Genomic DNA, 25,470 nt, shown 5'->3' on the forward strand with positions numbered 1-25,470 from the left:
CATCGCGTGAACCGGCCCCGAGGTGTGCCCCGTCCGCGCCCTTGCCGTGCTCGGGTGCCCGGGCCACGGTGGAGCGCATGAACTCCTTCGTGCTGCCCCATGAGGTGCACGGCGACGGCGCCCACCGGGTGTTCGCCGTACACGGCTGGTTCGCCGACCGCTCCGCCTACGCGACCGTGCTGCCGGACCTGGACCGCGCCTCCTTCACGTATGTGCCGGTCGATCTGCGCGGCTACGGGGAGGCGGCGGACGCCCCGGGGCCGTATACGACGGCGCAGGCGGCCGTGGATCTGGTGGCGCTGGCCGACCGGCTCGGCTGGGCCCGGTTCTCGGTGATCGGGCACTCGATGGGCGGGGCGGTGGCCCAGCGGCTGCTCGCGCTCGCGCCCGGGCGGCTGCGCCGGATCGTCGGGGTGTCCCCGGTGCCCGCGGCGGGGATGCCGCTCTCGGGCGAGCAGGGCGCGCTGTTCACGGACGCGGCGCACCGGGCGGGCAACCGGCGCGCGATCATCGACTTCACCACCGGCGGCCGTCGCCCGGCCGCCTGGCTGGACCGGATGGTGTGGACGTCGTTCCAGCGCAGCGACGCGAAGGCGTTCCGGGCCTGGCTCGACTCCTGGGCGGGCGAGGACTTCCACGCCGAGGTGGCCGGCAGCGAGGTGCCCGCGCTGGCGGTGGCGGGCGAACTGGACCCGGCCCTGTCGCCCGAGCTGATGCGGGGGACCTGGCTGTCCTGGTACCGGCACGGCCATCTCGTCGCCCTGCCCGGTGCCGGACACTACGCGATGGACGAGACACCGCTGGAGCTGGTCCGGGTGGTGGAGGACTTCCTGCGCGCGGACGGGAGCGACCAGGCGTGAGCACGGGAATCACCGGTCCGGTGCCGGACGTCTTCGACCCGCGGCGGTACGCCACCGGGGTGCCGTACGACGCCTACCGCGTGCTGCGCGACGAGCATCCGGTGGCCTGGCAGGAGGAGCCCGAGGTGCTGGGCTGGCCCGCCGGGCCCGGGTTCTGGGCGGTGACCCGGCACGCGGACGTGGTCCGGGTCCTGAGGGACTCGGCCGCGTACTCCTCGCACCTGGGCGCGACCCAGATCCGGGACCCCGACCCGGCGGATCTGCCGTTCGTCCGCCGCATGATGCTCAACCAGGACCCGCCGCACCACGGCCGGCCGCGGCGGCTGGTGAGCCGGGCGTTCACGCCGGGACGGATCGAGCGGTTCGCGGCCCTCGCCCGGGAGCGGGCGCGGACGCTGCTCGCGGCGGCGGTGGAGCGGGCCGCGCACGGGGACGGCACGGTCGACCTGGTCGCGGCCGTCACCGACGAGTACGCCCTGCTCAACCTCACGGATCTGCTGGGCGTACCGACGAGCGACCGCGGGCTGCTGCTGGACTGGACGCGGCGGGTGATCGGCTACCAGGACCCGGACGAGGCCGCCGCCCCGGTCCTCGACGGCTCGGGCAAGCCGCTGAATCCGCGCTCCCCGGCGCTGCTGCGGGACATGTTCGGCTACGCGCACGAACTGGCCGCGCACAAGCGCCGGCACCCCGCCGACGACATCACGACCACCCTCGCCACCGACCCCGAACTCACCGGCCCTGAGCTGGAGATGTTCTTCTTCCTGCTCACGGTGGCGGGCAACGACACCGTCCGCGGCGCGGCCCCCGGCGGCCTGCTGGCCCTGGCCGGACACCCGGAGTCGTACGGGCTGCTGCGCTCGGGGAAATACGAACTCACCACCGCCGTTGAGGAGTTGCTGCGCTGGCACCCGCCCGTGCTGACCTTCCGGCGCACCGCCGCGCGGGACACCGAACTGGCCGGCCGGCGCATCTGGGCGGGTGACAAGGTGGTGGTCTTCCACGCCTCCGCCAACCGCGACGAGCGGGCCTTCGCCGACCCCGGCCGCCTCGACCTCGCCCGCTCCCCCAACCCGCACGTCTCCTTCGGGGACGGTCCGCATGTCTGCCTGGGCGCCCACTTCGCCCGGCTGCAACTGCGGCTGCTCTACGCGGAGGTGGCGCGCGCCCTGCCCGAGCTGCGGCCCGCGGGCCCGGCCGAGCGGCTGGTGTCGAACTTCATCAACGGCATCAAGTCGCTGCCGGTGCGGATCAGTTGATCTGGATCAGCGCATGCGTGCCGTCCGTGCGCCAGCGCTGTCCCTCCGCCGCCACCAGCCGTGCCTCGGTGGCGGCGGTCAGCCCGGTGATCACCTCGGACTTCAGGGTGCGCAGCGCGGCCACCGGGCCCGGGAAATAGGCGGTCGCGTCGGCGAAGGGGGTGGTCGGCGGCCATCGCCGGTCCCCCACCAGGCGGCGGTAGTTGAGGTCGCCCTTGAAGACGGTGAGGGTGGCGGCGGCGAACTCGGCGCGCAGCTCGGCCGGCATCCGCTCGTACGGCAGCGGGGCGCAGGAGAAGGGGTGGGCGCGCACGGTGAGCCGCCCGTCGGTCAGGGCGGAGCGCAGCAGCCGCCCCTGCTCCCCGGCCGCGCCCGGCGCCGTGCGCAGCCGTTCCAGGCCGTCGAGCACATCGGCCATGACCGCGTCCGAGACGTAGTACGGGTACGGCTTCACGTGCAGCACCGCCCGCTCGATCCGGCCGCCGGCGAGGAGATGGGCGATCAGCAGCAGATCGGGGACGAGTTCGCGGCCGGCGTTGTCCGCGACGAGGACGAGGGTGCCCGCGCCGTCGGGCGGCAGCAGCGACCACAGCCGCTCGCTGTCGTCGGCGACCAGCGCGGGCACCGCCTCCCGGGCCCCGGCACCCTCGGCGGACAGCCGAAAGCCAAGGTCGGCGCGGTTGCCCCAGAGCGAGCCGTGCAGCAGGGCGCGGTCCCGCTCCGGCACGGGCAGCTCCCGCAGACCGTCGAGGGCGGCGAGTTCCCGGTCGGTCTCCGGCGCGGCCAGCTCCGCTCGCTTGACGGGCCGGAAGGGGTCGATGCCCCGCCAGGGCCCGGGTGCGAAGTAGCCGACGGCTTCGAGGAGCCGGCGGTAGAAGTAGCTCTCGGACCACAGCCACGGCACGTCGAACCAGGACCGCCCGGCGTACTCGGCCAGGCCCCACGCGTGCCATGCCGCCCGGTCCGGGGCGTCGGCGGGCAGGGGTTCCACGGTCCCCTCGGCGCAGCTCTCCAGCAGTTCGTCCAGCGCCCGGTGCTGCCCGGGCCCGTACGGGAAGGCGTCCCGCACCTGGCGGATGATCGCCGGGTGCCGCTCGGCCAGCACACCGTGCGGGAACGAGCCGGGTTCGTTGCCGAGAATCACGGATGCGAACGGGGTTGTGGGCATGTCCGTCACCGTACCGCGCGGCTCACGCGGTTCTGATCTCCCGCTCCAGCTGGGTGGCGAGGGTGACGTAGCGAGGGCGGCGGTGCACCGGGACCAGGCCGCGGATCATCAGGTGCCACATCTCGGCGACCCGGCGCGGCAGGCGTCCCACGGGTTCGAAACGGCCGGCGACCCGGGTGCCGAAGAAGAAGCAGACGAGCGAGTGGGCGGCGGCGGAGACGTCCAGATCTCCGTGCACATCGGCCTCGCGCACGGCCCCGGTGAACTTGCGGCCGGCGAACTCCAGCCATTCGGTGTAGGGGTGGCGCAGCGGCGGCCGTACGGTCACGTCGGCGGTGGCGAGGCGCAGTCCGGCGCGCGGCACCGGGTCGTCCACGGCGAGCCGGGCGATCCCGAAGGTGGTGCGCATCAGGCCCTCCAGGGAGGAGTAGCCACGACCGTCGAGATCGGCGACCAGACGGCGGGCCGCACGGTTCTCCAGCTCCAGGATCGCGTGCGCCAGGTCCTCCTTGGCGGCGAAGTGGAAGTAGAGGGCGCCCTTGGTGACCTTCGCGTGTGCGACGATGTCGCTCAGACTGGTGGATTCGTAGCCGTGTTGGTCGAACAGGTCGGCGGCGGCCGTGATGATCGTGGCCCGGGTCTGTTCGGCGCGTAACTGCCTCGCCATGCTGGGACCCCTCCTCGCGAGACGAACGAACGGGACATGCGGTTTGTTTTAACCCCTTGCATACGATAACTCACCGAATGACAACGGGAGTCCCCATGATCGCCACGATACGAGGCGGACGGCCGGCTCCTCAACGGCGTCTCACCGGAGGGCCGAAAACGACCAACTGCCTTGCACTGTAAGGCAGTACGGCCGCTGCCGGGATGAGGTCGCACAGCAGGGCGGCGCCGCCGCGATGCCTTGGTGCACCGCGTCGGCGCCGCCTGGGCGCTGCGTTCAGGTCGGCCCGAAACGACCGCCCGGGGGACGTCAGTTGACGTAGACCGCGGACCCGCCGTCGGTCACCGCGGCGTACTTGGCGCTGAAGTACGCGGTGGAGAAGCAGAGCGAGGACCCGGAGACCTTGGTGAACTGCTGGTTGGTGAAGGTGATGCTGTTGTCGGCGTTGGCCGTCTTCCCGGCCAGGCTCGGGCCCTGGTAGACGCAGGTGACGCTGCCGAGCAGGGTGTTCAGCTTGACCGTGGACTGGATGACGGAGCCGCTCGGGGGCGTGACGGTGAGGGTGCCGCTGGAGGAGGCCGCCGCCGTGTAGGGCAGGTTGTCGATGGTCACGCTGTTGACGCCGGTGACACCGGTGACGTTGCTGGTGCAGCCGCTGAAGGTCTGTCCGGTCAGGGACTCGGTGGCGGTGCCCGGCGCGGTCGGGTTGGCGGTGACCTTGGCGGTGAACTGGGAGGTGCCGCACTTCACGCCACTGGTGCCGGTCGAGCTGGAGTAGAAGGTGGCCAAGGTGCCGCTCGCCAGCGGCGAGGTGAGCGTGTCGCCGACCGCGACGGCGGTGCCGCCGGCGCTGCCCTTGGTGAGGACCGAGCCGGCCGCGGAGGCCGGACCGGCCGACACGAGGGCGAGCGCGGTGGCGGTGGCGGTGCCGGCGAGGGCGATGAGGGTACGCGTACGCATGCGGGTGCCTCTCTCATGAGGTGGGGAAACATGGAAGTGGGGGACGTGGGGGGTGGGGGCGGTTTCACGGCGGTACGGGGTGGTGCGGAATGCGCCGCCGGCGCGGGTCCGTCACGCCTTCTCCTTACGCGACGGACCGGCGACGGCGGCGGGCCGGACACCGGCCGGTACCCGGGGGGAATCGGCCGGGCCGGACGAACAAGGGGGTGCCGGTACGGACCCGTGCGGGAGCTGTCCGTGCCGTACTCGCGCGAAGTGCGGGAAGATCACCGTTCGAAGCGGCCGCCGCCCGAAGGGGCCGGCATGTGCGGCAGCCCGGGTTCGGGACGATCGATGGCCGATGGAGCGGGTGCCGCGTAAGGGCCGGGAACGCGGCCGGTGCCCGCAGGGGGCACGGCCGCTGCCGCTCGGCGGATCCGGCGCCACGGATCCGTGGAATCTGAGGAATTTGTAACCCCGTCAACCATCGGCGTCAACCCTTCGGACCGCTCAACCCATCTGTACACAGGGGAAGTTGAGCGTTCGCAGGGCTCGTACGCACCGTCGACACCCTTTTTTCACATCTCCCTTGACCCCAAAATGTAACCGGCGGTAACTTCCTCGAAAGGCTACCGCCGCGTAACGAGAAAGCCCTTGCACCCGCCGGGAGTGCGAGGAGGCGTCCGCGGCGGCCGCTGTCCGCGCCAGGACATCGCGCCACTGAAGCCCAACCCGCATTGATCCATGCCCATGGGAGCAGACATGGCCTCGTCCACCGGCAACACCCCCGAGTACCGGGAAAGCGCTTCCCCGTCCGAAGCGCCGAGCAGCACCGCGACCGAGAGACGGGGCCGGGTCCGGGCCCGTCGCGCCGCGGTGATGGCGGTGCCCGCCACCCTCATCGCCGCCGGCCTCGCGGTCTTCACCGCGCAGGGCGCGCTGGGCGTGCAGTTCGCCATCTCCGGCATGCCGTTCACGGTCACCGCCAGCCAGCTGGACGGCACCGGCTTCGAGCAGTTCGGCGGCCTGGACAACATGGCCGACGGCAGCCCCAACGCCGGTGACACCGGTGGCCAGGAGCTCATCGTCACCTCGGCGATCAAGAAGGCGACACTCACCAAGCTGTGCCAGAGCGTCGACCTCGGCGGCACCAACCTGCTGATCACCGCGGGCAGCGGCGCCACCAAGGTCAGCGCGTCCGATCTGACCACCGACTCCACCGAGATGTCGGGTGACGCGTCGTTCAACCACATCGAGATCGGCAACGACGCGAGCACGCTGACCAAGGCCAACGCGAAGGGCCCGATCGGCGTCTTCAGCCAGCAGGCCGACAGCGTGCACATCGACCAGCTGCGGCAGACCAACTACGCGACCACGGCAGGAGTGTTCAAGCTGCCCGGTCTCAAGCTGCGCTTCAGCGACTCGGGTTGCTGAGCACCGTGACGGACGACGCCCGACCGGGTGCCCGGCGCTCCTTCCGGTCCTGGCGGGCCCGCCGTCCTTTCTGGGGCGGGCTGCTGCTCGCCCTGGGCGGCGGCGAGATCCTGCTGACCGAGAAGGCATCGCTGAAGGTCGTGATGCACATCGGCATGCAGGGGCTCGCCGGCTATCTGCTGCCCGGCCTGATGGCGCTGCTGGGCCTGCTGGTCCTCTTCAACCCCGCGCAGCGGCTCTTCTACTCCATCGTCGGGGTGCTGGCGTCGCTGGGCACCTGGGTCACGTCCAACCTGGGCGGCTTCTTCATCGGCCTGCTGCTCGGAGTCGTCGGCAGCTGCCTCGCCTTCGGCTGGCTGCCGGACCAGGAGCCCCGGACGGGCCGCCGCGAGCGCCGCCGCCTGGCACGGGCCCGCGCCGAGGAGGCCGGGACGAGCGCGGTATGACGCCCCGGAACTTTCCGGCCCCACCGTCAGTTTCTACGGTGTTGTAGAAGTTGCCGGTGGGTGCCGCGGGGCACCTGCCGTTGATATGAGGAGCGAGCATGGCCCTGTGGGACCGCGTCAAGGAATCCGCGTCGCAGATGCAGAACCAGCTGGTGGCGAAGAAGAACGACCTGAAGAGCGGCGCCTTCCGGGACGCGAGCATGGCCATGTGCGCCCTGGTGGCCGCCGCGGACGGCACCGTCGACCCCTCCGAGCGCCAGCGGGTGGCCCAGCTCATCGCCACCAATGAGGTGCTCGGGAACTTCCCGGCGGACGACCTGCGCCGCCGCTTCGAGGACAATCTGAACAAGCTCACCACCGACTTCGCCTTCGGCAAGGTGAGCGTCCTCCAGGAGATCGCCAAGGCCAAGAAGAAGCCCGCCGAGGCCCGCGCCGTCATCCAGATCGGCATCGTCATCGGCGGCGCCGACGGCGACTTCGACAAGACCGAGCAGGCCGTCGTCCGCGAGGCGTGCTTCACCCTGGAGCTCCCGCCGCACGAGTTCGACCTCTGACGGACCGAGTACGAGGGCGGGGCGCGGCCGGGAACTCCCGGCCGCGCCCCGCCCTTCGTGTCGCCCGCGCGTCAGTCGAGCCCCGCCGACTTCAGCCACGCCTTCGCCACGTCCAGCGGGTCCTTGTGCTGGAGCTGAACCTGGGTGTCCAGGTTCAGCAGGGTCGTGGTGTCGAGCTTGGCGGAGACCGCGTTCAGAGCGGCGACGCCCTTCTTGGGGAGAGCCGTCTTGGAGACGACCGGCTGGATGTTCTGGAAGCCGAAGAGGTTCTGGGGGTCCTTGAGGACGACGAACTTCTCCTTGGCGATGGTGGGGTCGGTGCTGAAGAGGTCGGCGACCTGGACGTCGTTCTTCTTCAGCGCCGTCTGGGTGAGCGTGCCGCCCGCGTCCAGCGCCTTGAAGGACTTGAAGTCGAGGCCGTAGACGGACTTCAGGCCCACCAGGCCCTGCTGCCGGGTCTGGAACTCCGGCGAGCCCCCGATCACCAGGTTCTTGGCGACGGCCTTCAGGTCGGCGGCGCTGGAGTCCGCGGTGAGGTGGTACTTGCGCGCCGTCTCCGCGTTGACCGCGAGGGAGTCCTTGTCCTGCGCCGCCGACGGGTCGAGCAGCGTCAGCTTGGCGGCGAGCTTGGCCTTGATGGCCGCCGTGGTCTCCTCGGCGCTCTTCGGCGTCGCCTTGGAGTCGAGGTAGGCCAGCAGCGCCCCGTTGTACTCGGGCAGCACCGCGACGGAGCCGTTCTTCAGCAGCCCGTAGGTGGTCTCGCGGCTGCCGATGTTCGGCTTGTACGTGACGTCGATCCCCTTGGCCTTGAGCGCCTCGCCGTAGATGTCGGCGAGCAGGTTGCTCTCGGGGAAGTTGTTGGAGCCGACGACCACGCCGCCGGACTTGGCGGAGCAGCCCGCGAGCAGGGCCGTCGCCGTCGCGAGCGCGACCGCCGCCGCCGCGCCCCGGTTCCTCCGTATGGACCTGCTGATCTGGCTTGTTGAAGTCACTACCTGATCCAATCCACGGGCTCGACACCGCGTCAACGGCGCGCCCGGCTCTTGTAACGCATTCTTGATGAAGGGCAAAGAACTTGATGAAGGGAAACGAAGGGGAACGGCCGGCCGGTCAGGTGCTTCGGCGCACCCCGCGTGACACGGTGACCCGGGCGGCCGCCCAGAACAGCAGGAGGGTCACCAGGGCCAGCCCGGCGACCAGGGCCGCGCCGCCCACGACCTTCTCGTAGTCGCGCTGGTAGAGGCCGTCGATGATGTACCGGCCGAGCCCGCCGAGACCGACGTACGCCGCGATGGTCGCGGTGGAGATGATCTGCACGGCCGCCGTGCGCAGCCCGGAGAAGATCAGCGGCAGCGCGACCGGCACCTCGACCCGGAACAGCACCCGCCCCTCCGACATCCCCATCCCCCGGGCCGCGTCCACCGGGGACGGGTCGACGGTGCGCACCGCCTCGTAGGTGGTGACCAGGATCGGCGGTACGGCGAGCACCACCAGCGGGATCATCACCGGCACCAGGCCGAGCCCGATCCACAGGACCATCAGCACCAGCAGCCCGAAGCTGGGCAGCGCCCGCCCGGCGGTGGCGATCAGCGCGAGCGCGTTGCCGCCCCGGCCGTAGTGTCCGGTGACCAGGCCGACGGGCAGCCCGATCACGGCGGCGATCAGCAGCGCCTCCAGCGAGTAGGTGACGTGCTCGGCGAGCCGGGCCGGTATGCCGTCGTAGCCGTGCCAGTGGGCGCCGTCGCCGAAGAAGGCGTGGACGAGGTTCAGTACGTTCACCGGGCGGTGGCCTTCCTCGTCGGCATCCAGGGGGTCAGCAGTCGGCGCAGGAGGACCAGCAGGGCATCGGCGAGGACGCCCAGCACCGCCGTGGTCAGGACCGAGTTAACGGCCAGGGCGGGCCGGTGGTAGGTGTTGGCGTCGTAGAGCATGTTGCCCAGGGCGCCCTGGTTGCCGATGAGCATGCCGACGCTGACCAGGGACAGGCTGGAGATGACCGCCACCCGCAGGCCCGCGATGATCGCCGGTGCGGCGATGGGGAGCTGGACCTGGAGATAGCGGCGCAGCGGGCCGAAGCCCATCGCCTCGGCGGCGGCCAGTGTCTCCTGCGGCACCGAGCGGACGCCGTCCACGATGCCGGGGACCAGCACCACCAGGCTGTAGACCGCGAGCGGGATCATCACCGTGGTCTCGCTCTGCCCGAAGTAGTCGATGAGGACGACGAAGAAGGCGAGCGAGGGGATGGAGTAGAGCACGGTGGTCAGACCGAGCACGGGCGGGTAGATCCAGCGGAAGCGGGCGCACAGCTGGGCGACGGGCAGCGCGACGACCAGCCCGGCCAGCACCGGGATCAGCGCCTCGCGCAGATGCAGTCCGACGAGACCGAGGTAGGTGTACTGGAGGTCGCTCGGCAGATCGAAGAAGCCGTTCACCGGGCGGCCTTCACTCCGGCGCCGGCCCGGCCGTGCGCCGTGCGGATCGCCTCCCCGATGGTCTGCTGCGAGACGACGCCCACGGCGCGCCCCTCGCCGTCCACGGCGACCGCCCATCCGGTCGGCGACAGCACGGCCCCGTCCAGGGCGGTGCGCAGCGAGTCGGTGCCGGGCCGGAACGGCCGCCCGTGGTCCAGGAGCCGGTCCCGGTCCAGCGGAGCGCCGGGCTCGGCCCAGCCGAGCGGCCGGCCGTCGGCGTCGGTGACCAGGAGGTAGGGGGCGTCGGCCGCGGCGGCGAGCCGCTCCGCGTCCGCGTCGAGCGGGACGAGCGGCGCGGTCGCGAGCTCCAGCGCGTCGGACGGGAAGAAGGACAGCCGCCGGATGCCCCGGTCGGCGCCGAGGAAGTCCTCCACGAAGGCGTCGGCGGGTGCGCTGAGCATCTCGGCCGGCGGCGCGAACTGGGCCAGCCGGCCGCCCTCGCGCAGCACGGCGACCATGGTGCCCAGCTTGATCGCCTCGTCGATGTCGTGCGTGACGAAGACGATCGTCTTGCCCAACTCGTCCTGGATGCGCAGCAGTTCGTCTTGGAGTCCCTTGCGGACCACGGGGTCGACGGCGGAGAACGGCTCGTCCATCAGCAGCACCGGCGGATCGGCGGCGAGCGCGCGGGCCACGCCGACGCGCTGCTGCTGGCCGCCGGAGAGCTGGTACGGATAGCGCCGCGCGAGGGCGGTGTCCAGGCCGACCCGCTCCATCAGTTCCGCGGCCCGCTCGCGCGCCTTCTGCTTGTTCCAGCCGAGCAGCCGGGGCACGGTGGCGATGTTGTCGAGGATGGTGCGGTGCTGGAAGAGCCCCGCGTTCTGGATGACGTACCCCATCGAACGCCGCAGGGAGTTGACCGGCTGGCGGCGGATGTCCGCGCCATCCAGGAGGATGCTGCCCTCGGTGGGCTCCACCATCCGGTTGATCATCCGCAGGGTCGTCGTCTTGCCGCAGCCGGAGGGCCCGACGAGGACGGTGATCGCCCGGTCCGGTATCTCCAGCGACAGCCGGTCGACCGCGACCGTACCGTCGTCGTACCGCTTCGTGACTGCATCTATCCGTATCAAAACGCCGAACACCCTTCGGGTCTGACAGCTCTCCGCCCGCCCGCGGCCACGGTTCGGCCGACGACGCGCGGGCCGCTGCCGCGAGAGTCTAGACGGCAACGGCCCGGCTCATCCGGCCTGTGCGAGGCGGGTCAGCCCTCCTCGGGCGCCAGCCTCAGCGAGATCGAGTTGATGCAGTACCGCTGGTCGGTGGGGGTCGGATACCCCTCCCCCGCGAAGACATGCCCGAGGTGCGAGCCGCAGCGGGCGCAGCGCACCTCGGTGCGGACCATCCCGTGCGAGCGGTCCTCGATCAGCTCCACGGCGTCGGTGTCCTTCGGGTCGAAGAAGGACGGCCAGCCGCAGTGCGAGGCGAACTTGGTCTCCGAGGTGAACAGTTCGGCCCCGCAGGCGCGGCAGGAGTAGACGCCCTTGGCCGTGGTGTCCGTGTACTCACCGGCGAAGGCGGGCTCGGTCCCGGCCTGGCGCAGCACCGCGTACTCGCCCGGACTCAGCTCCGCGCGCCACTGCTCGTCCGGCTTCTCGATGTCGTACGACATGGGTCTCAGCCCCTTACTGCTGCGACAGGCGGTCCAGGATCAGCGGGCCCAGGTCGGTCACATCGCCCGCGCCCATGGTGAGAACGAGATCACCGGGCCCGGCCATTCCCGCGATCACGGCCGGGATCTCCGCCTTGTCGTGCACCGCGGTGACCTCGGCGTTCGCGGCGCGCGCGGCCTCGATGATCAGCTCGCTGGTGATGCCCGGGATCGGGTCCTCGCGGGCCGGGTAGATGTCCAGGACCACCGAGGCGTCGGCGAGCGCCAGGGCCTCGCCCATCTCCTTGCCCAGCTCCTGGGTGCGGGAGAACAGGTGCGGCTGGAAGACGACGAGGATGCGGGCGTCCCCGGCGGCGCCCCGCATGGCCTCCAGGTCCGCGGTCATCTCGGTGGGGTGGTGCGCGTAGGAGTCGATCACCTGCACCCCGGCGGCCTCGCCCTTGAGCTGGAGGCGCCGCTTGACGCCGGTGTAGGCGGCGATGGCGGGCGCCAGCTCGGCGGCGGGGATGCCGAGCGCGGCACCGGCGGCGAGCGCGGCGACGGCGTTGAGCGCGTAGTGCCGGCCGGGCACGGAGACCGCGAAGGTCAGCTCCGCCCCGTCGATCACCGCGGTGACCAGGCTCTTCAGGCCCTGCGGGACGATGGCGGTGACCCGCACGTCGGCGTCCGCGGCCTCGCCGTACGTGACCGTCCGCACCGATCCGGCCAGCCGCCGGGTCAGCTCGCGGGCGCCCTCGTGGTCGGCGGAGATCACCAGGGTGCCGCCGGGCACGATCTTGCCGGCGAAGATCTCGAAGGACTCGAAGATCTCGTCCATCGAGGCGTAGTTGGCGTGGTGGTCCAGCTCGACGTTGAGGACGATGGCGACCTCGGGCGCGTACGTGTGGAAGCTGCGGTCCGATTCGTCCGCCTCGGCGACGAAGATGTCACCGGCGCCGTGCAGCGCGTTGGAGCCGGGCGCGTCCAGGTCGCCGCCGATGGCGTACGACGGCTTCAGGCCCAGCTCGCCGAGCGAGACGGCCAGCATCGAGGTGGTGGTCGTCTTGCCGTGCGTGCCGGCCACGGCGATCGGGCGCAGCCCCGTCATCAGCGCGGCCAGCGCGTCCGAGCGGTGCACGACCGGGATGCCCAGCTCGGCGGCGCGGACCAGCTCCGGGTTGTCCTCGCGGATCGCCGAGGAGACGACGACGCAGCTGGCGTCGTCGGCGAGGTGTCCGGCGGCGTGCCCGAGGCGCACGGTGACCCCGAGCTCCCGCAGCGCCCGCGCGGTCGCCGAGTCCTTGGCGTCGCTGCCGGCGACCTCGGCCCCGCGCTGCGCGAGGATCTTCGCGATCCCCGACATTCCGGCGCCGCCGATGCCGATGAAGTGCGGTCGGTCCATGGCGGTAGGAATGCCGGGTGCCATGCGTTTCTCCCCAGAGACGGTACGAGCTGAAGCGGGGCCTAGCCTATGCGCTCGGCCCCCGCCCGCGGCGAAGCCCCTACGCCTTGCTGTGGGAGAACAGCTTCAGCACCGGCACCCCCACCTTGTGCCGGGCCCGCGAGGCCCAGTCCCGGTGGAAGAACTCCTCCACGTAGTGCGGATCGGTGAGCACGATCACCTCGTCCGCGCCCACCTCCGCCACCATCGACTTCAGCGCGTCCAGCGGATGGTCCTCGACCAGCCGGCCTTCGGCCACGCTGCCGGAGGCCCGCAGGGCGGCGACGGAGACGTCCAGGGCCTGCCGGCCGACGCTGCGCGCGTCCTCCCCCTCCGGGGTCTCGTGCTCGCGCACCGCCTCGTCGAGTTCGCCGAGCGCGATGTCGTCGATGGCCCGCAGCAGGCGGTCCGCCTGGTCCCCGCGCGGCTGGAGAAGCACATGGAAGGCGACCGGCTCGTCGCCGTGCAAGGTGGTGACGAACTCGACGTCCGCGGACGTCATCGCCTTCTCGATCATCAGTACGCTCGTGAACACCAAACGCCTCTTCTCCTCCGTGGGCCGTGTGCCGGGCCCCTGCGGAAACCATTTTCCCCCGCGCCTGCACGGGTACCGCGGGTCTTAGTGTGCCCGCCGAAGTCCAACCGGAACGGCAGATTCCGCTGATTTCAGGGCCTGCGGTAGCGACCGAACAGAAATCCGTCCTCCTCCAGGAGGGACACGAGTTCGAATCGGCGCGGCACGGCGACCGACGGCCCCCCGGCGACGCGCTGCGCGTCCCCCGCGGTGAGCGTCGGCGAGAGGGTCAGGCACAGCTCGTCCAGCACCTCGGCGGCGATCAGCTGGCCGAGCAGCCGGGGGCCGCCCTCGGTGAGCAGCCTCTGGTGGCCGAGCCCGGCGAGGGCGCGGACGGCGCGCTCGGGGTCGACGCCCATGCCCTCACCGGCCACGACGACCCGGGCGCCGGCCTTCTCGGCGGCGGTGACCCTCTCGGGCGCGGCCGCGGCGCCGGTCAGGATCAGCGTGGGCACCAGGGGCGAGGTGAACAGCGGGAGCGAGAAGTCCAGGTCGAGGCTCGCGGTGACGACCGCGACGGCCGGTGCGGGGCGCTGCCCTGCCGCCTCGCGCGCGGCGGCGAACTCCGCCCGCGCGCGGGCCGGGCGGTACCCCTCCTGCCGTACCGTTTCTGCGCCGACGACCACGACATCCGCGAGCGCCCGCAGCGTGCCGAAGATCCGCATGTCGGTGGCGCTGGAGAGGGGCTGGGAGCGGCCGTCGTGCTGGGCGGCGCCGTCCAGCGAGGACACCATGTTGCCGCGCAGCCAGGGCCGGCGCGCCGGGTAGGCGTAGGCGGCGGCCAGTTCGGCGAGGCCCCACTCGCGGCCGGCGCCCGCGGCGCCGCTCTCACCTCCGCCGGAAGCCTGGGCTGGTGTCTCGTCGGTCACAGGGAACAGGCGTCGCATGTCGTGCAGTGTGACACGGCGCTTAACATGGATGACCGTGTCGTCCTCCACCACCGCCCCCGGATCCAGCGCCCTGACCGCAGCGGGCCCCCTCTCCCTCTGCGAGCGCGAGCCGCACGTCCCCGCGGACCGCCTCGTCGCCGAGATGGTGCCGCCACCGCGCTTCGACTCGGTCCGCTTCTCGACGTACATACCGGACCCGAACCAGCCCAGCCAGACCGAGGCCGTCACGGTCCTGGAGGGCTTCGCGGCCGGGCTCGGCGGGGCGCACGCCTTGGGCGCGGGCCGGCGCGGCTTCCTCGGCTTCGGCCGGGCCAAGGCGCCCAGGACCCCGGCGGGCCCCCGCGGCGTCTACCTCGACGGCGGCTACGGCGTCGGCAAGACCCATCTGCTCGCCTCCCTGTGGCACGCCACCCCCGCCGAGCCCTCCCGCAAGGCGTTCGGCACCTTCGTGGAGCTGACCAACCTGGTCGGCGCCCTCGGCTTCCAGCAGACCGTGCGCACTCTGTCCGAGCACCGGCTGCTGTGCATCGACGAGTTCGAGCTGGACGACCCGGGCGACACGGTGCTCGTCTCCACGCTGCTCGGCAAGCTGGTCGAGGCCGGTGTCGCGCTCGCCGCCACCTCCAACACCCTGCCCGGCAAGCTGGGCGAGGGCCGGTTCGCGGCCGCCGACTTCCTGCGCGAGATCCAGGGCCTGTCCGCCCACTTCCGCGCCCTGCGCATCGACGGCGAGGACTACCGCCACCGGGGCCTGCCCGAGGCACCGGCGCCGTTCACCGACGAGCAGGTGACCAAGGCGGCGTACGGCACGCAGGGTGCCTCCCTCGACGACTTCCCGCATCTGCTGGAGCACCTGGCCAAGGTGCACCCGAGCCGGTACGGCGCGCTGACCGACGACCTGAGGGCGGTCTGCCTCACCGATGTGCGCCCGGTGCCGGACCAGTCCACGGCGCTGCGCCTGGTGGTGCTCGCGGACCGGCTCTACGACCGCGAGGTCCCGGTCCTGGCGTCCGGACTGCCGTTCGACAAGCTGTTCAGCGAGGAGATGCTGAACGGCGGGTACCGCAAGAAGTACTTCCGCGCGATATCCCGCCTCACGGCGCTCGCCCGGGACGCGAAGGGGCTCGTCGGCTCCTGAGCAGGGCGCGCAGGTCCGCGAGCAGGGGCTCGCCAGTCCCTGACCGGGGCTTGCGTCCCCCCATGGGGTGAATTTCCTCCCGTGGGGGGCTTTGCCGCGCTAATGTCTTTCTTGACCTTCCATTGACCAATGGTTGGCCCGGACGAGAGGCATGGATGGACCCCCTGTGCAGCCCCTCATCGACAACGCCCGCAGCTTCGGCGACCGCCCCGAGGACTTCGCCCGGCACGGCGCCGGCCAGTCCCCGCAGGTGCTGTTCATCACCTGCTCCGACTCCCGGGTCGTCCCGGCCCTGATCACCGGCGCCCGCCCCGGCCAGCTGTTCGAGCTGCGCACGGCGGGCAACATCGTGCCGCCGCACACCTCCGCCCACCCCACCAGCGAGGCGGCCACCATCGAGTACGCGGTGGAGGTGCTGGGCGTCCGCGACATCGTGGTCTGCGGCCACTCGCACTGCGGCGCCGTCGGCGCGCTGGTGCGGGGCGACGACCTGACCGCCGTGCCGGCCGTGCGCGACTGGCTGGCGCATGCCGCCCCGCGCCCGTCCGGCGCGCCGGAGGACCCGGAGGTCGCCGAGGCCGTGCGGTGCCATGTGCTGACCCAGCTGCTGCGGCTGCGCTCGTACCCGTGCGTGGAGCGTGGCCTCGCCGCGGGCCGGCTGGGGCTGCACGGCTGGTACTACGAGGTGCACACCGGCGCGGTGCGGGCCCACCGGGCGGAGACGGACACCTTCGAATCCCTCTGATCCCCTTCGGTCAAAAAAGGCATATCGTTGCATCGACAGACGAAATAGTGCATCAGACCTCTGGGTGAGGAGGTCGTCATGGTCCCGGAGCTGGTGGGGGCGATCGTCGCGCTGGTGTGCGTCGCCCTGGTGTACATGGGGATGGCGGCCCGCGTGATCAAGCAGTACGAACGCGGGGTGCTGTTCCGGCTCGGCCGGGTCGCCGGTGACGTACGGCCGCCGGGTCTCACGCTGATCATTCCCTTCGTGGACCGGCTGGCGAAGGTCAACATGCAGATCGTCACGCTGCCGATCCCCGCCCAGGAGGGCATCACCCGCGACAACGTCACCGTGCGGGTGGACGCGGTCGTCTACTTCCGGGTGGTCGACGCGGCGAGCGCGCTGATCAAGGTCGAGGACTACAAGTTCGCCGTCTCGCAGATGGCGCAGACCTCGCTGCGGTCGATCATCGGCAAGAGCGACCTGGACGATCTGCTCTCCAACCGCGAGCAGCTCAACCAGGGCCTGGAGCTGATGATCGACAGCCCGGCCGTGGGCTGGGGCATCCAGGTCGACCGGGTCGAGATCAAGGACGTCTCGCTGCCCGACACGATGAAGCGGTCCATGGCCCGCCAGGCCGAGGCGGACCGGGAGCGCCGGGCCCGGATCATCAACGCCGACGCCGAGCTCCAGGCGTCCAAGAAGCTCGCCGAGGCCGCCCAGCAGATGTCCGGCACCCCGGCCGCGCTCCAGCTGCGCCTGCTCCAGACGGTGATGGCGGTCTCCGCCGAGAAGAACTCCACGCTGGTCCTGCCGATCCCGGTCGAGCTGCTGCACTTCCTGGAGCGGGGGAACCGGGGGGACACGCCGAACGGAGAGACGGCCACGCGCCCGCCGCGGCAACAGGAGCCGGAACGGCAGCTCGATCCGGAGCCGGAACCGGAGCTGGAGCAGGGCCCCCATAGGGTCGGCCTCCAGGAGGCCGCCCCCCAGCTCGCCCCCGAGGAGATCGCCCCGAACGGTGAGCCGGCGCGGGCCCCGGACCTCGCCCCCGACCGAGCACCGGCCCCGGACCTCGACGGCGTACCGGCCCCCGGCCCCGAGACCGCCCATCACCCCCTCGCGCCGGACCCCGGCCGGGGCGCCCGCCCCGACTAGCCTGCCGGGCATGCGCAAGAGTCTGGCGATCGCGGCGGTCTGCCTGGCCGCCGTCACGGGCTGCGGAGGCGGCACCGGCCACGCGACCGGTGCCGCCTCGCCCACGGACACGACGGCTACGAGGGGTACGGCGGACACGGCGGCCACGGCCCCCGCCGCCCGCCGGATCACGGTGACGAGCACGGCCTACGCCGACGGCGGCACCGTCCCGCGCCGCTTCACCTGCGACGGCGCGGACGTCTCACCCCCGCTCGCCCTGTCCTCCGTGCCCGCGGGCACGGACTCCCTGGCCGTGACGGTGCGCGACCTCGACGCACCGGGCGGCACGTTCACCCACTGGCTGATCTGGGACCTCGACGCGGGCACCCGCCGGCTGTCCGCCGGGGCGCACCCGCACGGCGCCGCCGAGGGCCGCAACAGCTTCGGGAAGTCCGGCTACCGCGGTCCCTGCCCGCCGCGCGGCGACCACCCGCACCGCTACGTCCTCACCGTCTACGCCACCGACCGCCGCCCGCCCCTCTCCCCCGGCGCCTCCCCCGACGCCCTGCGCCGCGCCCTGTCCGGCCACACCCTCGCCACCGGCACCCTGACCGGCCGCTACGGCCACTGAGCGGTTCCCGGGCCGGCGACCCGGGTACGGCGGACACGACCGGCGAAGAACGCCCGAAGAACACCTGTCAGGAAGGGGCGCCCGTGGCGAAGAAACCCGCGGCGACGACGGATCTACGGCAGCTGCTGCGCCTGCCACCGGGCGGGACCGTCGACCTGGCGGCGCACGACCCGGGGGCCGCGCCGGGCGCCCCCGGCGGCAAACACGCCTCGCTCGCCGACGCCGAACGCATGGGCGACGAACTGGCCGGGCTCCAGGAACGGCTGTGGGCGGCGGGCACCGCGGGCGACCGGCGCCGGGTACTGCTGGTGCTCCAGGGGATGGACACCAGCGGCAAGGGCGGCACGGTCAAGCATGTGATCGGCCACCTCAACCCCTCGGGCTGCCGCATCCGGGCCTTCAAGGCGCCCACCGCCGAGGAGCTGCGGCACGACTTCCTGTGGCGGGTGCGGCAGGCGCTCCCCCAGCCCGGTGAGATCGGCATCTTCGACCGCTCGCACTACGAGGACGTCCTGGTCGCCCGCGTCCGGCACCTGGTGCCGCCCGCCGAGATCGGCAGCCGCTACGGCCTGATCAACGACTTCGAGCGCGCCCTCGCCGAGGACGGGGTGACCGTCGTCAAGTGCTTCCTCCACCTGTCCTACGCGGAGCAGCGCCGCCGGCTGCTGCGCCGCCTCGACCGCCCGGACAAGCGCTGGAAGTTCGCCCCCTCCGACATCGACGAGCGCGCCCTGTGGCCCGCCTACCAGGAGGCGTACGAGCTGGCCCTCGGACACTGCGCCGCCGCGCCCTGGTACGTGGTCCCCGCCGACCACAAGTGGTACCGGAACTGGGCCGTCGGCCGCCTGCTCCTCGAACACCTGCGGGAGCTGGACCCCAGATATCCGCGCTCCCCCTACGATCTGGCCGAGTGCCGGGAGCGGCTGCTGACGGAGACGTGAGCCGCCCCCGCCCAGGGGTACCCGGCGGGCATGCGCAAGATCACCGAGTCGTACTGGCTGGGCACCGCGCCCGGACCCGCCCACCCCGCCCTCATCGAGGACACCGAGGCCGACGTCGCCGTGATCGGTGCCGGGATGGCCGGGCTGAGCACCGCCTACGAGCTGGCCAGGGCCGGGCTGCGGGTCGTCGTACTGGAGGCCGGGCGGGTGGCGGCCGGGGTCACCGGACACACCACGGCCAAGCTGACCGCCCAGCACACGCTGATCTACGACCGGCTGCGGCGCACCCGGGGGCCCGAGGGGGCGCGGCTGTACGCCCGTTCGCAGTCGGAGGCGATCGCGCACGCGGCGGACCTGGTGGCCGGGTGGGGCGCCGACTGCGACTGGGAGACCCGGGACGCGTACACCTATGTGCGGGACCCGGAGCGGGCGGACGAGGTGCGGGCGGAGGCGCGGGCCGCGCGGGAGGCGGGACTGGACGCGTCGTTCACCACGGAGACCGGGCTGCCGTTCCCGGTGGCGGGCGCGGTGCGGGTGACCGGTCAGGCGCAGTACCACCCGGTGAAATACCTGCGGGCGCTCACCGAGGACCTGATCGCGCGCGGCGGCCGGGTGTACGAGGGCACCCGGGTCGTCGGCCTGGACGAGGGCGGTGCGTCCGGGCCGTGCAGGCTGACGACGGAGACGGGCCGTACCGTCACCGCCCGGGACGTCGTCGTCGCCACGCACTATCCGGTGTTCGACCGCGCCCTGCTGTTCGCCCGGCTGCATCCGCGCCGGGAGCTGGTCGTCGCCGGGCCGCTGGGCGACGGGCCCGACCCCGGGGGCATGTACATCACGCCCGAGGAGAACACCCGTTCGGTGCGGACCGCGCCGTACGACGGCGGACGGCTGCTGGTGGTCACCGGGGAGCACTTCACACCGGGCACCGGCGACCCGGGAGCCGCCCTCGACGGGCTGGCCGCGTGGGCCGAGCGGCACTTCCCCGGGGTGCGCCTCGACCACGCCTGGGCGACCCAGGACAGCGACGCCACCGACACCGTGCCGCTGGTCGGCCCGCTGCATCCGGGCGCCCGGCACACCTATGTGGCCACCGGCTTCGGCGGCTGGGGGCTGAGCGGCGGCATCATGGCCGGGCTGCTGCTGACCGCGCTGATCACCGGCCGGGACAGCCCCTGGCGGGAGCTGTACGACCCCCGGCGCCTGAAGTCCGTGGTGCGCGAGGCGCCCGCGCTGCTCAGGACGCAGGCCGAGGTGGCCCGGCACTTCGTCGGCGACCGGCTGAAGCCTTCGGTCGACCTCGACGGCCTGGCACCGGGCGACGGCGCGCTGGTCCGGGCCGGTGAGCAGCGGTTCGCCGTGCACCGCGACGACGCGGGCGCGCTGCACGCCGTCTCGGCCCGCTGCACCCATCTGGGCTGCCTGGTCGCCTTCAACCGTGCCGAGCGCGCCTGGGAATGCCCCTGCCACGGCTCCCGCTTCGATGTCGACGGGCGGGTGTTGGAGGGGCCCGCGGTACGGCCGCTGGAGCAGCGGGACCTCGAACCGGCCCCGGGCGTGGCGGCGGACGACCCGGAGCGGGACGCCGAGTGAACCCTGGGGCGGGGCGCCGGGTGGACCCCGGGGCGGGGCGCCGGGTGGACCCCGGGGTGGCCCCGGAGCGACGGCCGCGCGGGTGACCGTACCGCCGCGCCACGGGGCATATCGCCATATAAACCAACACATAGCCCTACGTTCGTAGGGTGATCCGACTAGTACGCCGTATGACCGCCGCTTGTGCCCTGGGCGCGGCCCTCGCCGCCTGCGGGACCGCGGGCCCCACGGGCAGCACCCGTCCGGCCCCGGCCAGGTCCCCCGTCTCCGTCTCCCCGTCCGCCACCCGCCCGCCCGTGCTCACCCCGGGTCCCGGCGGCCTCACCCCGGTCTTCGAACACGGCCCGCGCGACAAGGGCAAGATCGTGGCGTTCACCTTCGACGCCGACATGACCGCCGACGAGGGGCCCCGCGCCGCCTCCGGCGAGCGCTTCGACAACCCCGGTCTGATCGGCGCCCTGCACACGCTGAAGGTGCCCGCGACCATCTTCATGACCGGCCGGTGGGCCGAGGAGTACCCGGACGAGGCCCGCAGCCTCGGGGGCGACCCGCAGTTCGAGGTCGCCAACCACTCCTACAGCCACTACGCGTTCACCCCGAGCTGCTACGGCCTGCCGACCATGGGCGTGGACCGGGCCCGCGCGGACGTCGAGCGGGCGTACGCCGCCTTCCGCACGGCGGGCCTGCGCAACGCGCTGCCGTACTTCCGCTTCCCGGGCGGCTGCTACGACCAGCAGACGCTGCGCGCGCTCAGCGGACTCGGGATGACCGCGATCCAGTGGGACGTGGTGAGCGGGGACGCGTTCGCGACGGACGCCGACGCGGTGGCCAAGCAGGTCCTCGACGGGGTGCGGCCCGGCTCGGTGGTCATCATGCACTGCACCCGCAGCGCCGCGCCGACCACCGAGCAGGTCGTCCGCACCGTCGTACCGGAGCTGCGCAAGCGCGGCTACACGTTCGTGAAGGTCTCCCAGATGATCGCCGCGAGCCAGGGCCACCGCTGAGGCCGGGGCTTTCTGCCGAGGCCAGGGCCATTCCGCGTGCGAGCGGGGCGCGGACCGGCGGGCGCTCAGGGCGTTCGGCGGGCGGTGAGCGCGCAGGCCGCGGCGAAGGCCGCGGCCGTCAGCAGGGCCGCCCCGGCCAGCGGCAGCAGCGGCACCGGCACCCGGCCGGAGCGCGAACCGGTGACCAGGCCGGAGACCGCCGCCTGCGCCGGGGAACCCGCGAGCACCGTCGCCAGCAGCGCGCCCAGCAGCATCGCGGGCACCGCGCGTCCGGCGGAGCGCAGCAGCGGCCAGTGGGTGAGCGCGCCGACGCCCGCGCCGAGCAGCGCGCAGACGTACGCGGCCGCGAGACCGGCCGCGCCGGCGCCCAGGCGGTCCACCCTGACCTGGGCGCCGTTACTCGCCGGGTCGCTGATCAGGGTGACGACGAGCGTCGCCGCCGTACCGAGGACGGCCGCCGCGAGCAGCGCCGTCAGCAGACCGGCGAGGTGCGCCCGCGCGGGTCCGTGCGGCGCGGCCACGACGGCACGGGCGGCGGGCGGCTCCCCGGTGACGCAGATCCGTACCAGCCAGGCCGCCACCGGCAGCAGCCCGGCCGCCGCGTACCCGAGCGAGTCCAGCACCGGCTGCCCGCTCTGCACACCGACCCCGAGGAACGCGGCGTAGAGGATCACCGGAGCCAGCCACCGCTGCGAGCGCAGCAGCAGTTCGACGTGGTAACGCAGCAGTGCGCTCATGCCCGGCTCCCGGGGTCGAGGGGTGGTTCCGCGGCGAGCGGGGGCTCGGTGCCGAGGGATGGTGCGACGCTGACGACGTGCCAGGGCGGGCGGGCCGCGAGCAGGGTGCGCAGCACGACGTCGGAGCGGGCGGCGGGGACGGTCAGCCGGTGCCGGCCGGGGCCGGTCTCCTCCGCGGTGGCGGCGAGCCGTGCCGCGTCGGGCGGCAACTGCCCGCCGCCTTGTACGACGATGACGGCGAGCGCCCCGGCGGCCGGAGTGCCGCCGTCCGCGCGGGACGTGAGCCCGCCGTCGATGACGGTGTACGTCGCGTCCGGCGCCCCCGCCAGCCGTCGCGGGTCGTGGTCCACGAAGACGACGGCCCCGCCCGCGGCGGTCCGCTCGGCCACCGCCCGTTCCAGCTCGTCGCGCGCGTCCGCGTCGAGCCCGGTCCACGCCTCGTCCAGGACCAGCAGCTCGGGATCGGCGAGCAGCGCCTGCGCGACGGCGATCTTCTGGCTGCTCCCCTTGGACAGCCGCGCCATCGGTGTGCCGGCGTACGCGGCCGCCCCGAACCGCTCCAGCCAGGCGCCGGCGGCGCGGGCGGCGGACGCGCGGGACAGGCCGTGGACGGTGCCGAGCCGGGTCAGGTAGCCGGCGGCCGTGAAGGGCAGCGCGGACGGGAACCGCTCCGGCACGTAGGCCGTGCGAGGACGGCCGGTGATCCGGCCCTCGGTGGGCGTGTCGAGCCGGGCGAGCAGTCGCAGCAGGGTCGACTTGCCGGTGCCGTTCGCCCCCTCCACGCGGGTCAGGGTGCCGGGCGCCACGGTGAGGTCGACGCCTCGTAACACCCAGGGGCCGCGGACGCCGTAGCGGCGGCCCACGGCGGTCAGTCGCAGGTCACGGTGCATGGGGTCATTCTTCTTCAGACGGCCCGCCGGGCGGGGCGTCCTCGCGAGACGGTCCTCACGATGCGGTCCTCACGATGGGGGACGCGCGTGAACCGTGCCTCGGGGGACGCGCGTTGATCGGCGTGCGCCCGGCTTCGTAGGGTGGCCCCTCGTGAGCGATGTTCCGATCCCCGCCGACCGCCCCCTTCCGTCCCCGCGCGACGAGGCCCCGCAGTACGTGCTGCCGCTCGTCGTCCGCCTCGAACGCGATGCGCCGCCCGCCCGTACCGACGCCCTGGAGACGTCCGCGCGGGCGGTCCTGACGCTGCTCGGCGACGAACGGGCCCTCGGCGACGGCGAGTGGGCCGAGGCCGTACGGAACTGGGAGGACGCCCGCATCCGCAAGGTGGTCCGGCGGGCCCGTGGCGCGGAGTGGCGGCGCGCCGGGGCGCTGCCCGGGATCACGGTGACCGGCGGGACCGCGGAGGTACGGGTCTTCCCGCCGGTCCCCCTGGACGGCTGGCCCAAGGACCTGGCCAAGCTCCAGGTCTCCGGCACCGAACTCGACGACCCCGAGCCCCCGTCGGACCCCGACCGCACCGCGCCCGTCCTGTGGCTCAACCCCGGCCTCACGATGTCCGCCGGCAAGACCATGGCCCAGACCGGCCACGCCGCCCAACTCGCCTGGTGGGCCCTGCCCGACCCGGCCCGCGCCGCCTGGCGCGCCGCCGGCCACCCCCTCTCCGTCCGCACCGCCACCCCCGCCGACTGGACCCGCCTCACCCACAGCGGCCTGCCACTGGTCCGCGACGCCGGTTTCACGGAGATCGCTCCGGGGCTGACTGTTGCAGTGGAGGGCGGCGAGCACTTCGCATCGGTGGGACGCTTGCAACGGCCCTGAACTGGCGACATCAGCTGGGACAGCGCGCCAGCGCGCAGAGCGTACGTCGTCCGGGGAGCCTCGGGACGCCACGGAACTGGGGAGCCGATGCGACAGGCGATTTTCCGATGAAGTCCTGACTACGCCGGGATCTGCCCGCACGAACAGAACGGGCCCTACGGTCAAACGACCGTAAGGCCCGTACCAGGTAGGCCCGTTGTCTCGAGGAGTACCGTTCCGAGTGTCGAGTTCAGAACGGAGTCCAGTATGCCCCCGCCCTCTGTAGAACACACGGGCACACGCATCGCGCACGCGCGCAAAGCCCGTCGCCTGACCCAGCGTGAACTGGCCGATCTCTCCCACGTCTCCTACAGCACGATCACCAAGGTCGAGCAGGGCGCCATGCCGCCCAGCCCCTCGGTGGTGGGCGCGCTGGCCCGCGCCCTGTCCGTCCAGGTCTCGGATCTCAACGGTCAGCCGTATATGGACGAGCTGCGACAGGACCAGCTCGATGGCCTCATCAACCCGATCCGCGAGGCGCTGAACATCTACGACCTCGGTCCCGACCCGGACGTCAGTCCGCGCGCGCTACCAGCCCTGGAGGAGCACGCCGATCAGCTGTGCGCCCAGGTGCGTGCCACGAACATCAAGCAGGTCGCGACGGAGCTGCCGGCGCTGATCCACGAGGCGACGACGACGGCTCACATCAGCGGAACTGCGCGCAGCTGGCAACTGCTGGCCAGCGCCTACCGGACCGCGTACGACGTCACGACCAAGCTCGGCTTCCCCGACCTGTGCACGGTTGCTCTGGACCGCATGGACTGGGCGGCGCAGCGCGCCTCTGATCCGGTGCTGAGCGGCATGCGCCAGTACCTCCGCGCCCTGGCCTACCTGCGGGCGAGCGACTACAAGACAGGCAAGCGGCTGGTCCGCCTCGGCATGTCCACCCTGGAACAGGCCGAGCCTGGGCGCGTCCTGGACGTCGTCACCGGGCAGCTGCACCTGGGCGCTGCCGTACTCGCCGGCCGGGAGAAGGACACGGATACCGCTGAGGGACACCTCGCCGAGGCGGGCCGCATCGCGAAGCGCACCGGGCCGGCCGAGAAGGTGCACTGGCTGTCCTTCGGGCCCACGAACGTCGGCGCGCATCGAGTGAGTGTCCTGGCGGAGTTGGACCTGTACCCCGAGGCCGTACGCCAGGCAGAGGACATGGTGATCGCGGACGGGTGGCCGCCGTCCCGGCTCGCCCACCATCATGCGGAGATTGCGCGGGCCCAGATGTGGACGGGCCAGACCGAGGCGGCCTTCAAGAGCCTGCTCAAGGCACGCAAGCTGGCTCCCCAGCAGACTCGCTATCACCCGACCGTCCGTGAGACCTATGCCGGACTGGACGCGGCGAGGCGTCGAATGCCTGACTCCTTCACCAACTACGGTTCCTGGCTGGGTATGTGACGCTTCGATAACCGTTGGCCCTAACTATCAGTGATGTCTGATAGTTAGGGCCTTTTCATGTCGGCATCCTGCT

27 protein-coding genes are annotated in these 25,470 nt (G+C 72.5%); 14 read left to right on the forward strand and 13 right to left on the reverse strand.

Translation table 11 applies throughout. From position 1 onward, the window contains the following. Positions 1–77: 77 nt before the first annotated feature. Together GHR20_RS08310 and GHR20_RS08315 are read left to right on the forward strand one after the other, a co-directional pair. A complete protein-coding gene (locus tag GHR20_RS08310; protein ID WP_111581052.1) occupies positions 78–860 on the forward strand; it encodes an alpha/beta hydrolase in 783 nt (260 codons plus the stop codon). Further along, positions 857–2,119, forward strand: a complete 1,263-nt coding sequence (locus GHR20_RS08315) for a cytochrome P450 (protein WP_243877979.1) — start codon at positions 857–859, stop codon at positions 2,117–2,119. Before GHR20_RS08310 ends, GHR20_RS08315 begins: the two co-directional genes overlap by 4 nt. On the opposite strand, the gene GHR20_RS08320 is transcribed toward GHR20_RS08315, so the two are convergent. From GHR20_RS08320 to GHR20_RS08330, 3 genes are all read right to left on the reverse strand, one after another. Further along, positions 2,112–3,287 carry a damage-control phosphatase ARMT1 family protein gene (locus GHR20_RS08320; protein WP_153812811.1) on the reverse strand — a complete coding sequence of 392 codons (1,176 nt, stop codon included), beginning with the start codon at positions 3,285–3,287 and terminating at the stop codon, positions 2,112–2,114. The genes GHR20_RS08315 and GHR20_RS08320 overlap by 8 nt on opposite strands. A gap of 22 nt (positions 3,288–3,309) precedes the next feature. After that, positions 3,310–3,954, reverse strand: a complete 645-nt coding sequence (locus GHR20_RS08325) for a ScbR family autoregulator-binding transcription factor (RefSeq protein ID WP_111581049.1) — start codon at positions 3,952–3,954, stop codon at positions 3,310–3,312. A gap of 309 nt (positions 3,955–4,263) precedes the next feature. Continuing rightward, positions 4,264–4,914, reverse strand: a complete 651-nt coding sequence (locus GHR20_RS08330; RefSeq protein WP_153812812.1) for a Tat pathway signal sequence domain protein — start codon at positions 4,912–4,914, stop codon at positions 4,264–4,266. Between the two features lie 741 nt (positions 4,915–5,655). On the opposite strand from GHR20_RS08330, the gene GHR20_RS08335 reads away from it, so the two are divergent. From GHR20_RS08335 to GHR20_RS08345, 3 genes are all read left to right on the forward strand, one after another. After that, entirely contained in the window at positions 5,656–6,327 is a 672-nt protein-coding gene (locus tag GHR20_RS08335) for a DUF6230 family protein (RefSeq protein WP_241670513.1), read from the forward strand. 5 nt (positions 6,328–6,332) lie between these two features. Further along, complete coding sequence (locus GHR20_RS08340) at positions 6,333–6,773, forward strand: DUF6114 domain-containing protein (RefSeq protein ID WP_194858840.1); 441 nt, start codon at positions 6,333–6,335, stop codon at positions 6,771–6,773. Positions 6,774–6,871: 98 nt separating this feature from the next. After that, complete coding sequence (locus GHR20_RS08345) at positions 6,872–7,327, forward strand: TerB family tellurite resistance protein (RefSeq protein ID WP_111581045.1); 456 nt, start codon at positions 6,872–6,874, stop codon at positions 7,325–7,327. 71 nt (positions 7,328–7,398) lie between these two features. Here the strand turns inward: GHR20_RS08345 and GHR20_RS08350 are convergent, their stop codons facing one another. The 8 genes from GHR20_RS08350 to GHR20_RS08385 form a co-directional block, all read right to left on the reverse strand. Further along, positions 7,399–8,319, reverse strand: a complete 921-nt coding sequence (locus tag GHR20_RS08350; RefSeq protein WP_148023041.1) for an ABC transporter substrate-binding protein — start codon at positions 8,317–8,319, stop codon at positions 7,399–7,401. A gap of 118 nt (positions 8,320–8,437) precedes the next feature. Further along, entirely contained in the window at positions 8,438–9,106 is a 669-nt protein-coding gene (locus tag GHR20_RS08355) for an ABC transporter permease (protein ID WP_111581043.1), read from the reverse strand. After that, positions 9,103–9,759 carry an ABC transporter permease subunit gene (locus GHR20_RS08360; protein WP_111581042.1) on the reverse strand — a complete coding sequence of 219 codons (657 nt, stop codon included), beginning with the start codon at positions 9,757–9,759 and terminating at the stop codon, positions 9,103–9,105. The genes GHR20_RS08355 and GHR20_RS08360 overlap by 4 nt, the downstream gene beginning before the upstream one ends. After that, positions 9,756–10,868, reverse strand: a complete 1,113-nt coding sequence (locus tag GHR20_RS08365) for an ABC transporter ATP-binding protein (protein WP_194858841.1) — start codon at positions 10,866–10,868, stop codon at positions 9,756–9,758. Before GHR20_RS08365 ends, GHR20_RS08360 begins: the two co-directional genes overlap by 4 nt. Before the next feature lie 131 nt (positions 10,869–10,999). Then, positions 11,000–11,407, reverse strand: coding sequence for a peptide-methionine (R)-S-oxide reductase MsrB (gene msrB, locus GHR20_RS08370; protein ID WP_111581041.1), 408 nt, complete (start codon positions 11,405–11,407; stop codon positions 11,000–11,002). Positions 11,408–11,420: 13 nt separating this feature from the next. After that, positions 11,421–12,812 (reverse strand): UDP-N-acetylmuramate--L-alanine ligase, encoded by a 1,392-nt coding sequence (murC, locus tag GHR20_RS08375; protein ID WP_153812814.1) that lies wholly within the window; start codon positions 12,810–12,812, stop codon positions 11,421–11,423. 76 nt (positions 12,813–12,888) lie between these two features. After that, entirely contained in the window at positions 12,889–13,362 is a 474-nt protein-coding gene (locus GHR20_RS08380; protein WP_181515972.1) for an indole-3-glycerol phosphate synthase, read from the reverse strand. Positions 13,363–13,493: 131 nt separating this feature from the next. Continuing rightward, positions 13,494–14,288 (reverse strand): pyrimidine reductase family protein, encoded by a 795-nt coding sequence (locus GHR20_RS08385; protein WP_153812815.1) that lies wholly within the window; start codon positions 14,286–14,288, stop codon positions 13,494–13,496. 31 nt (positions 14,289–14,319) lie between these two features. Between GHR20_RS08385 and zapE the strand changes: the two genes are divergently transcribed. The 7 genes from zapE (at position 14,320) to GHR20_RS08420 (ending at position 21,459) form a co-directional block, all read left to right on the forward strand. Next, positions 14,320–15,429, forward strand: coding sequence for a cell division protein ZapE (gene zapE / locus GHR20_RS08390; RefSeq protein WP_241670512.1), 1,110 nt, complete (start codon positions 14,320–14,322; stop codon positions 15,427–15,429). A 166-nt stretch (positions 15,430–15,595) separates the two neighbouring features. Beyond that, on the forward strand, positions 15,596–16,174 hold the full coding sequence (locus GHR20_RS08395) for a carbonic anhydrase (RefSeq protein WP_111581038.1): 579 nt from the start codon (positions 15,596–15,598) through the stop codon (positions 16,172–16,174). Between the two features lie 78 nt (positions 16,175–16,252). Next, positions 16,253–17,311 (forward strand): SPFH domain-containing protein, encoded by a 1,059-nt coding sequence (locus GHR20_RS08400; protein WP_153812816.1) that lies wholly within the window; start codon positions 16,253–16,255, stop codon positions 17,309–17,311. A 10-nt stretch (positions 17,312–17,321) separates the two neighbouring features. Next, positions 17,322–17,921, forward strand: a complete 600-nt coding sequence (locus tag GHR20_RS08405; RefSeq protein ID WP_153812817.1) for a YbhB/YbcL family Raf kinase inhibitor-like protein — start codon at positions 17,322–17,324, stop codon at positions 17,919–17,921. An 83-nt stretch (positions 17,922–18,004) separates the two neighbouring features. Then, a complete protein-coding gene (locus tag GHR20_RS08410; RefSeq protein WP_148026733.1) occupies positions 18,005–18,862 on the forward strand; it encodes a PPK2 family polyphosphate kinase in 858 nt (285 codons plus the stop codon). A gap of 30 nt (positions 18,863–18,892) precedes the next feature. Continuing rightward, a complete protein-coding gene (locus GHR20_RS08415) occupies positions 18,893–20,455 on the forward strand; it encodes an FAD-dependent oxidoreductase (protein WP_153812818.1) in 1,563 nt (520 codons plus the stop codon). 149 nt (positions 20,456–20,604) lie between these two features. Then, positions 20,605–21,459: a polysaccharide deacetylase family protein gene (locus GHR20_RS08420; protein WP_153812819.1), complete on the forward strand. Its 855-nt coding sequence runs from the start codon at positions 20,605–20,607 to the stop codon at positions 21,457–21,459. A gap of 65 nt (positions 21,460–21,524) precedes the next feature. Here the strand turns inward: GHR20_RS08420 and GHR20_RS08425 are convergent, their stop codons facing one another. Both GHR20_RS08425 and GHR20_RS08430 read right to left on the reverse strand, forming a co-directional pair. Next, positions 21,525–22,196: an ABC transporter gene (locus GHR20_RS08425; RefSeq protein WP_153812820.1), complete on the reverse strand. Its 672-nt coding sequence runs from the start codon at positions 22,194–22,196 to the stop codon at positions 21,525–21,527. Next, on the reverse strand, positions 22,193–23,086 hold the full coding sequence (locus GHR20_RS08430) for an ATP-binding cassette domain-containing protein (protein ID WP_153812821.1): 894 nt from the start codon (positions 23,084–23,086) through the stop codon (positions 22,193–22,195). The genes GHR20_RS08425 and GHR20_RS08430 overlap by 4 nt, the downstream gene beginning before the upstream one ends. 151 nt (positions 23,087–23,237) lie before the next feature. Between GHR20_RS08430 and GHR20_RS08435 the strand changes: the two genes are divergently transcribed. Then, on the forward strand, positions 23,238–23,966 hold the full coding sequence (locus tag GHR20_RS08435; protein ID WP_153812822.1) for a peptidyl-tRNA hydrolase: 729 nt from the start codon (positions 23,238–23,240) through the stop codon (positions 23,964–23,966). Between the two features lie 246 nt (positions 23,967–24,212). Then, positions 24,213–25,397: a helix-turn-helix transcriptional regulator gene (locus GHR20_RS08440; protein WP_153812823.1), complete on the forward strand. Its 1,185-nt coding sequence runs from the start codon at positions 24,213–24,215 to the stop codon at positions 25,395–25,397. The last annotated feature ends 73 nt before the right edge of the window (positions 25,398–25,470 follow it).

The sequence above is a fragment of the Streptomyces sp. SUK 48 genome, from assembly GCF_009650765.1.
Classification (GTDB): domain Bacteria; phylum Actinomycetota; class Actinomycetes; order Streptomycetales; family Streptomycetaceae; genus Streptomyces.

Coding starts and splice junctions, on each gene's coding strand:
- GHR20_RS08310 (WP_111581052.1), top strand. CDS start 78: ATGAACTCCTTCGTGCTGCCCCATGAGGTGCACGGCGACGGCGCCCAC.
- GHR20_RS08320 (WP_153812811.1), bottom strand. CDS start 3,287: ATGCCCACAACCCCGTTCGCATCCGTGATTCTCGGCAACGAACCCGGC.
- GHR20_RS08325 (WP_111581049.1), bottom strand. CDS start 3,954: ATGGCGAGGCAGTTACGCGCCGAACAGACCCGGGCCACGATCATCACG.
- GHR20_RS08330 (WP_153812812.1), bottom strand. CDS start 4,914: ATGCGTACGCGTACCCTCATCGCCCTCGCCGGCACCGCCACCGCCACC.
- GHR20_RS08335 (WP_241670513.1), top strand. CDS start 5,656: ATGGCCTCGTCCACCGGCAACACCCCCGAGTACCGGGAAAGCGCTTCC.
- GHR20_RS08345 (WP_111581045.1), top strand. CDS start 6,872: ATGGCCCTGTGGGACCGCGTCAAGGAATCCGCGTCGCAGATGCAGAAC.
- msrB (WP_111581041.1), bottom strand. CDS start 11,407: ATGTCGTACGACATCGAGAAGCCGGACGAGCAGTGGCGCGCGGAGCTG.
- murC (WP_153812814.1), bottom strand. CDS start 12,812: ATGGCACCCGGCATTCCTACCGCCATGGACCGACCGCACTTCATCGGC.
- GHR20_RS08385 (WP_153812815.1), bottom strand. CDS start 14,288: ATGCGACGCCTGTTCCCTGTGACCGACGAGACACCAGCCCAGGCTTCC.
- zapE (WP_241670512.1), top strand. CDS start 14,320: ATGACCGTGTCGTCCTCCACCACCGCCCCCGGATCCAGCGCCCTGACC.
- GHR20_RS08400 (WP_153812816.1), top strand. CDS start 16,253: ATGGTCCCGGAGCTGGTGGGGGCGATCGTCGCGCTGGTGTGCGTCGCC.
- GHR20_RS08405 (WP_153812817.1), top strand. CDS start 17,322: ATGCGCAAGAGTCTGGCGATCGCGGCGGTCTGCCTGGCCGCCGTCACG.
- GHR20_RS08415 (WP_153812818.1), top strand. CDS start 18,893: ATGCGCAAGATCACCGAGTCGTACTGGCTGGGCACCGCGCCCGGACCC.
- GHR20_RS08425 (WP_153812820.1), bottom strand. CDS start 22,196: ATGAGCGCACTGCTGCGTTACCACGTCGAACTGCTGCTGCGCTCGCAG.
- GHR20_RS08430 (WP_153812821.1), bottom strand. CDS start 23,086: ATGCACCGTGACCTGCGACTGACCGCCGTGGGCCGCCGCTACGGCGTC.
- GHR20_RS08440 (WP_153812823.1), top strand. CDS start 24,213: ATGCCCCCGCCCTCTGTAGAACACACGGGCACACGCATCGCGCACGCG.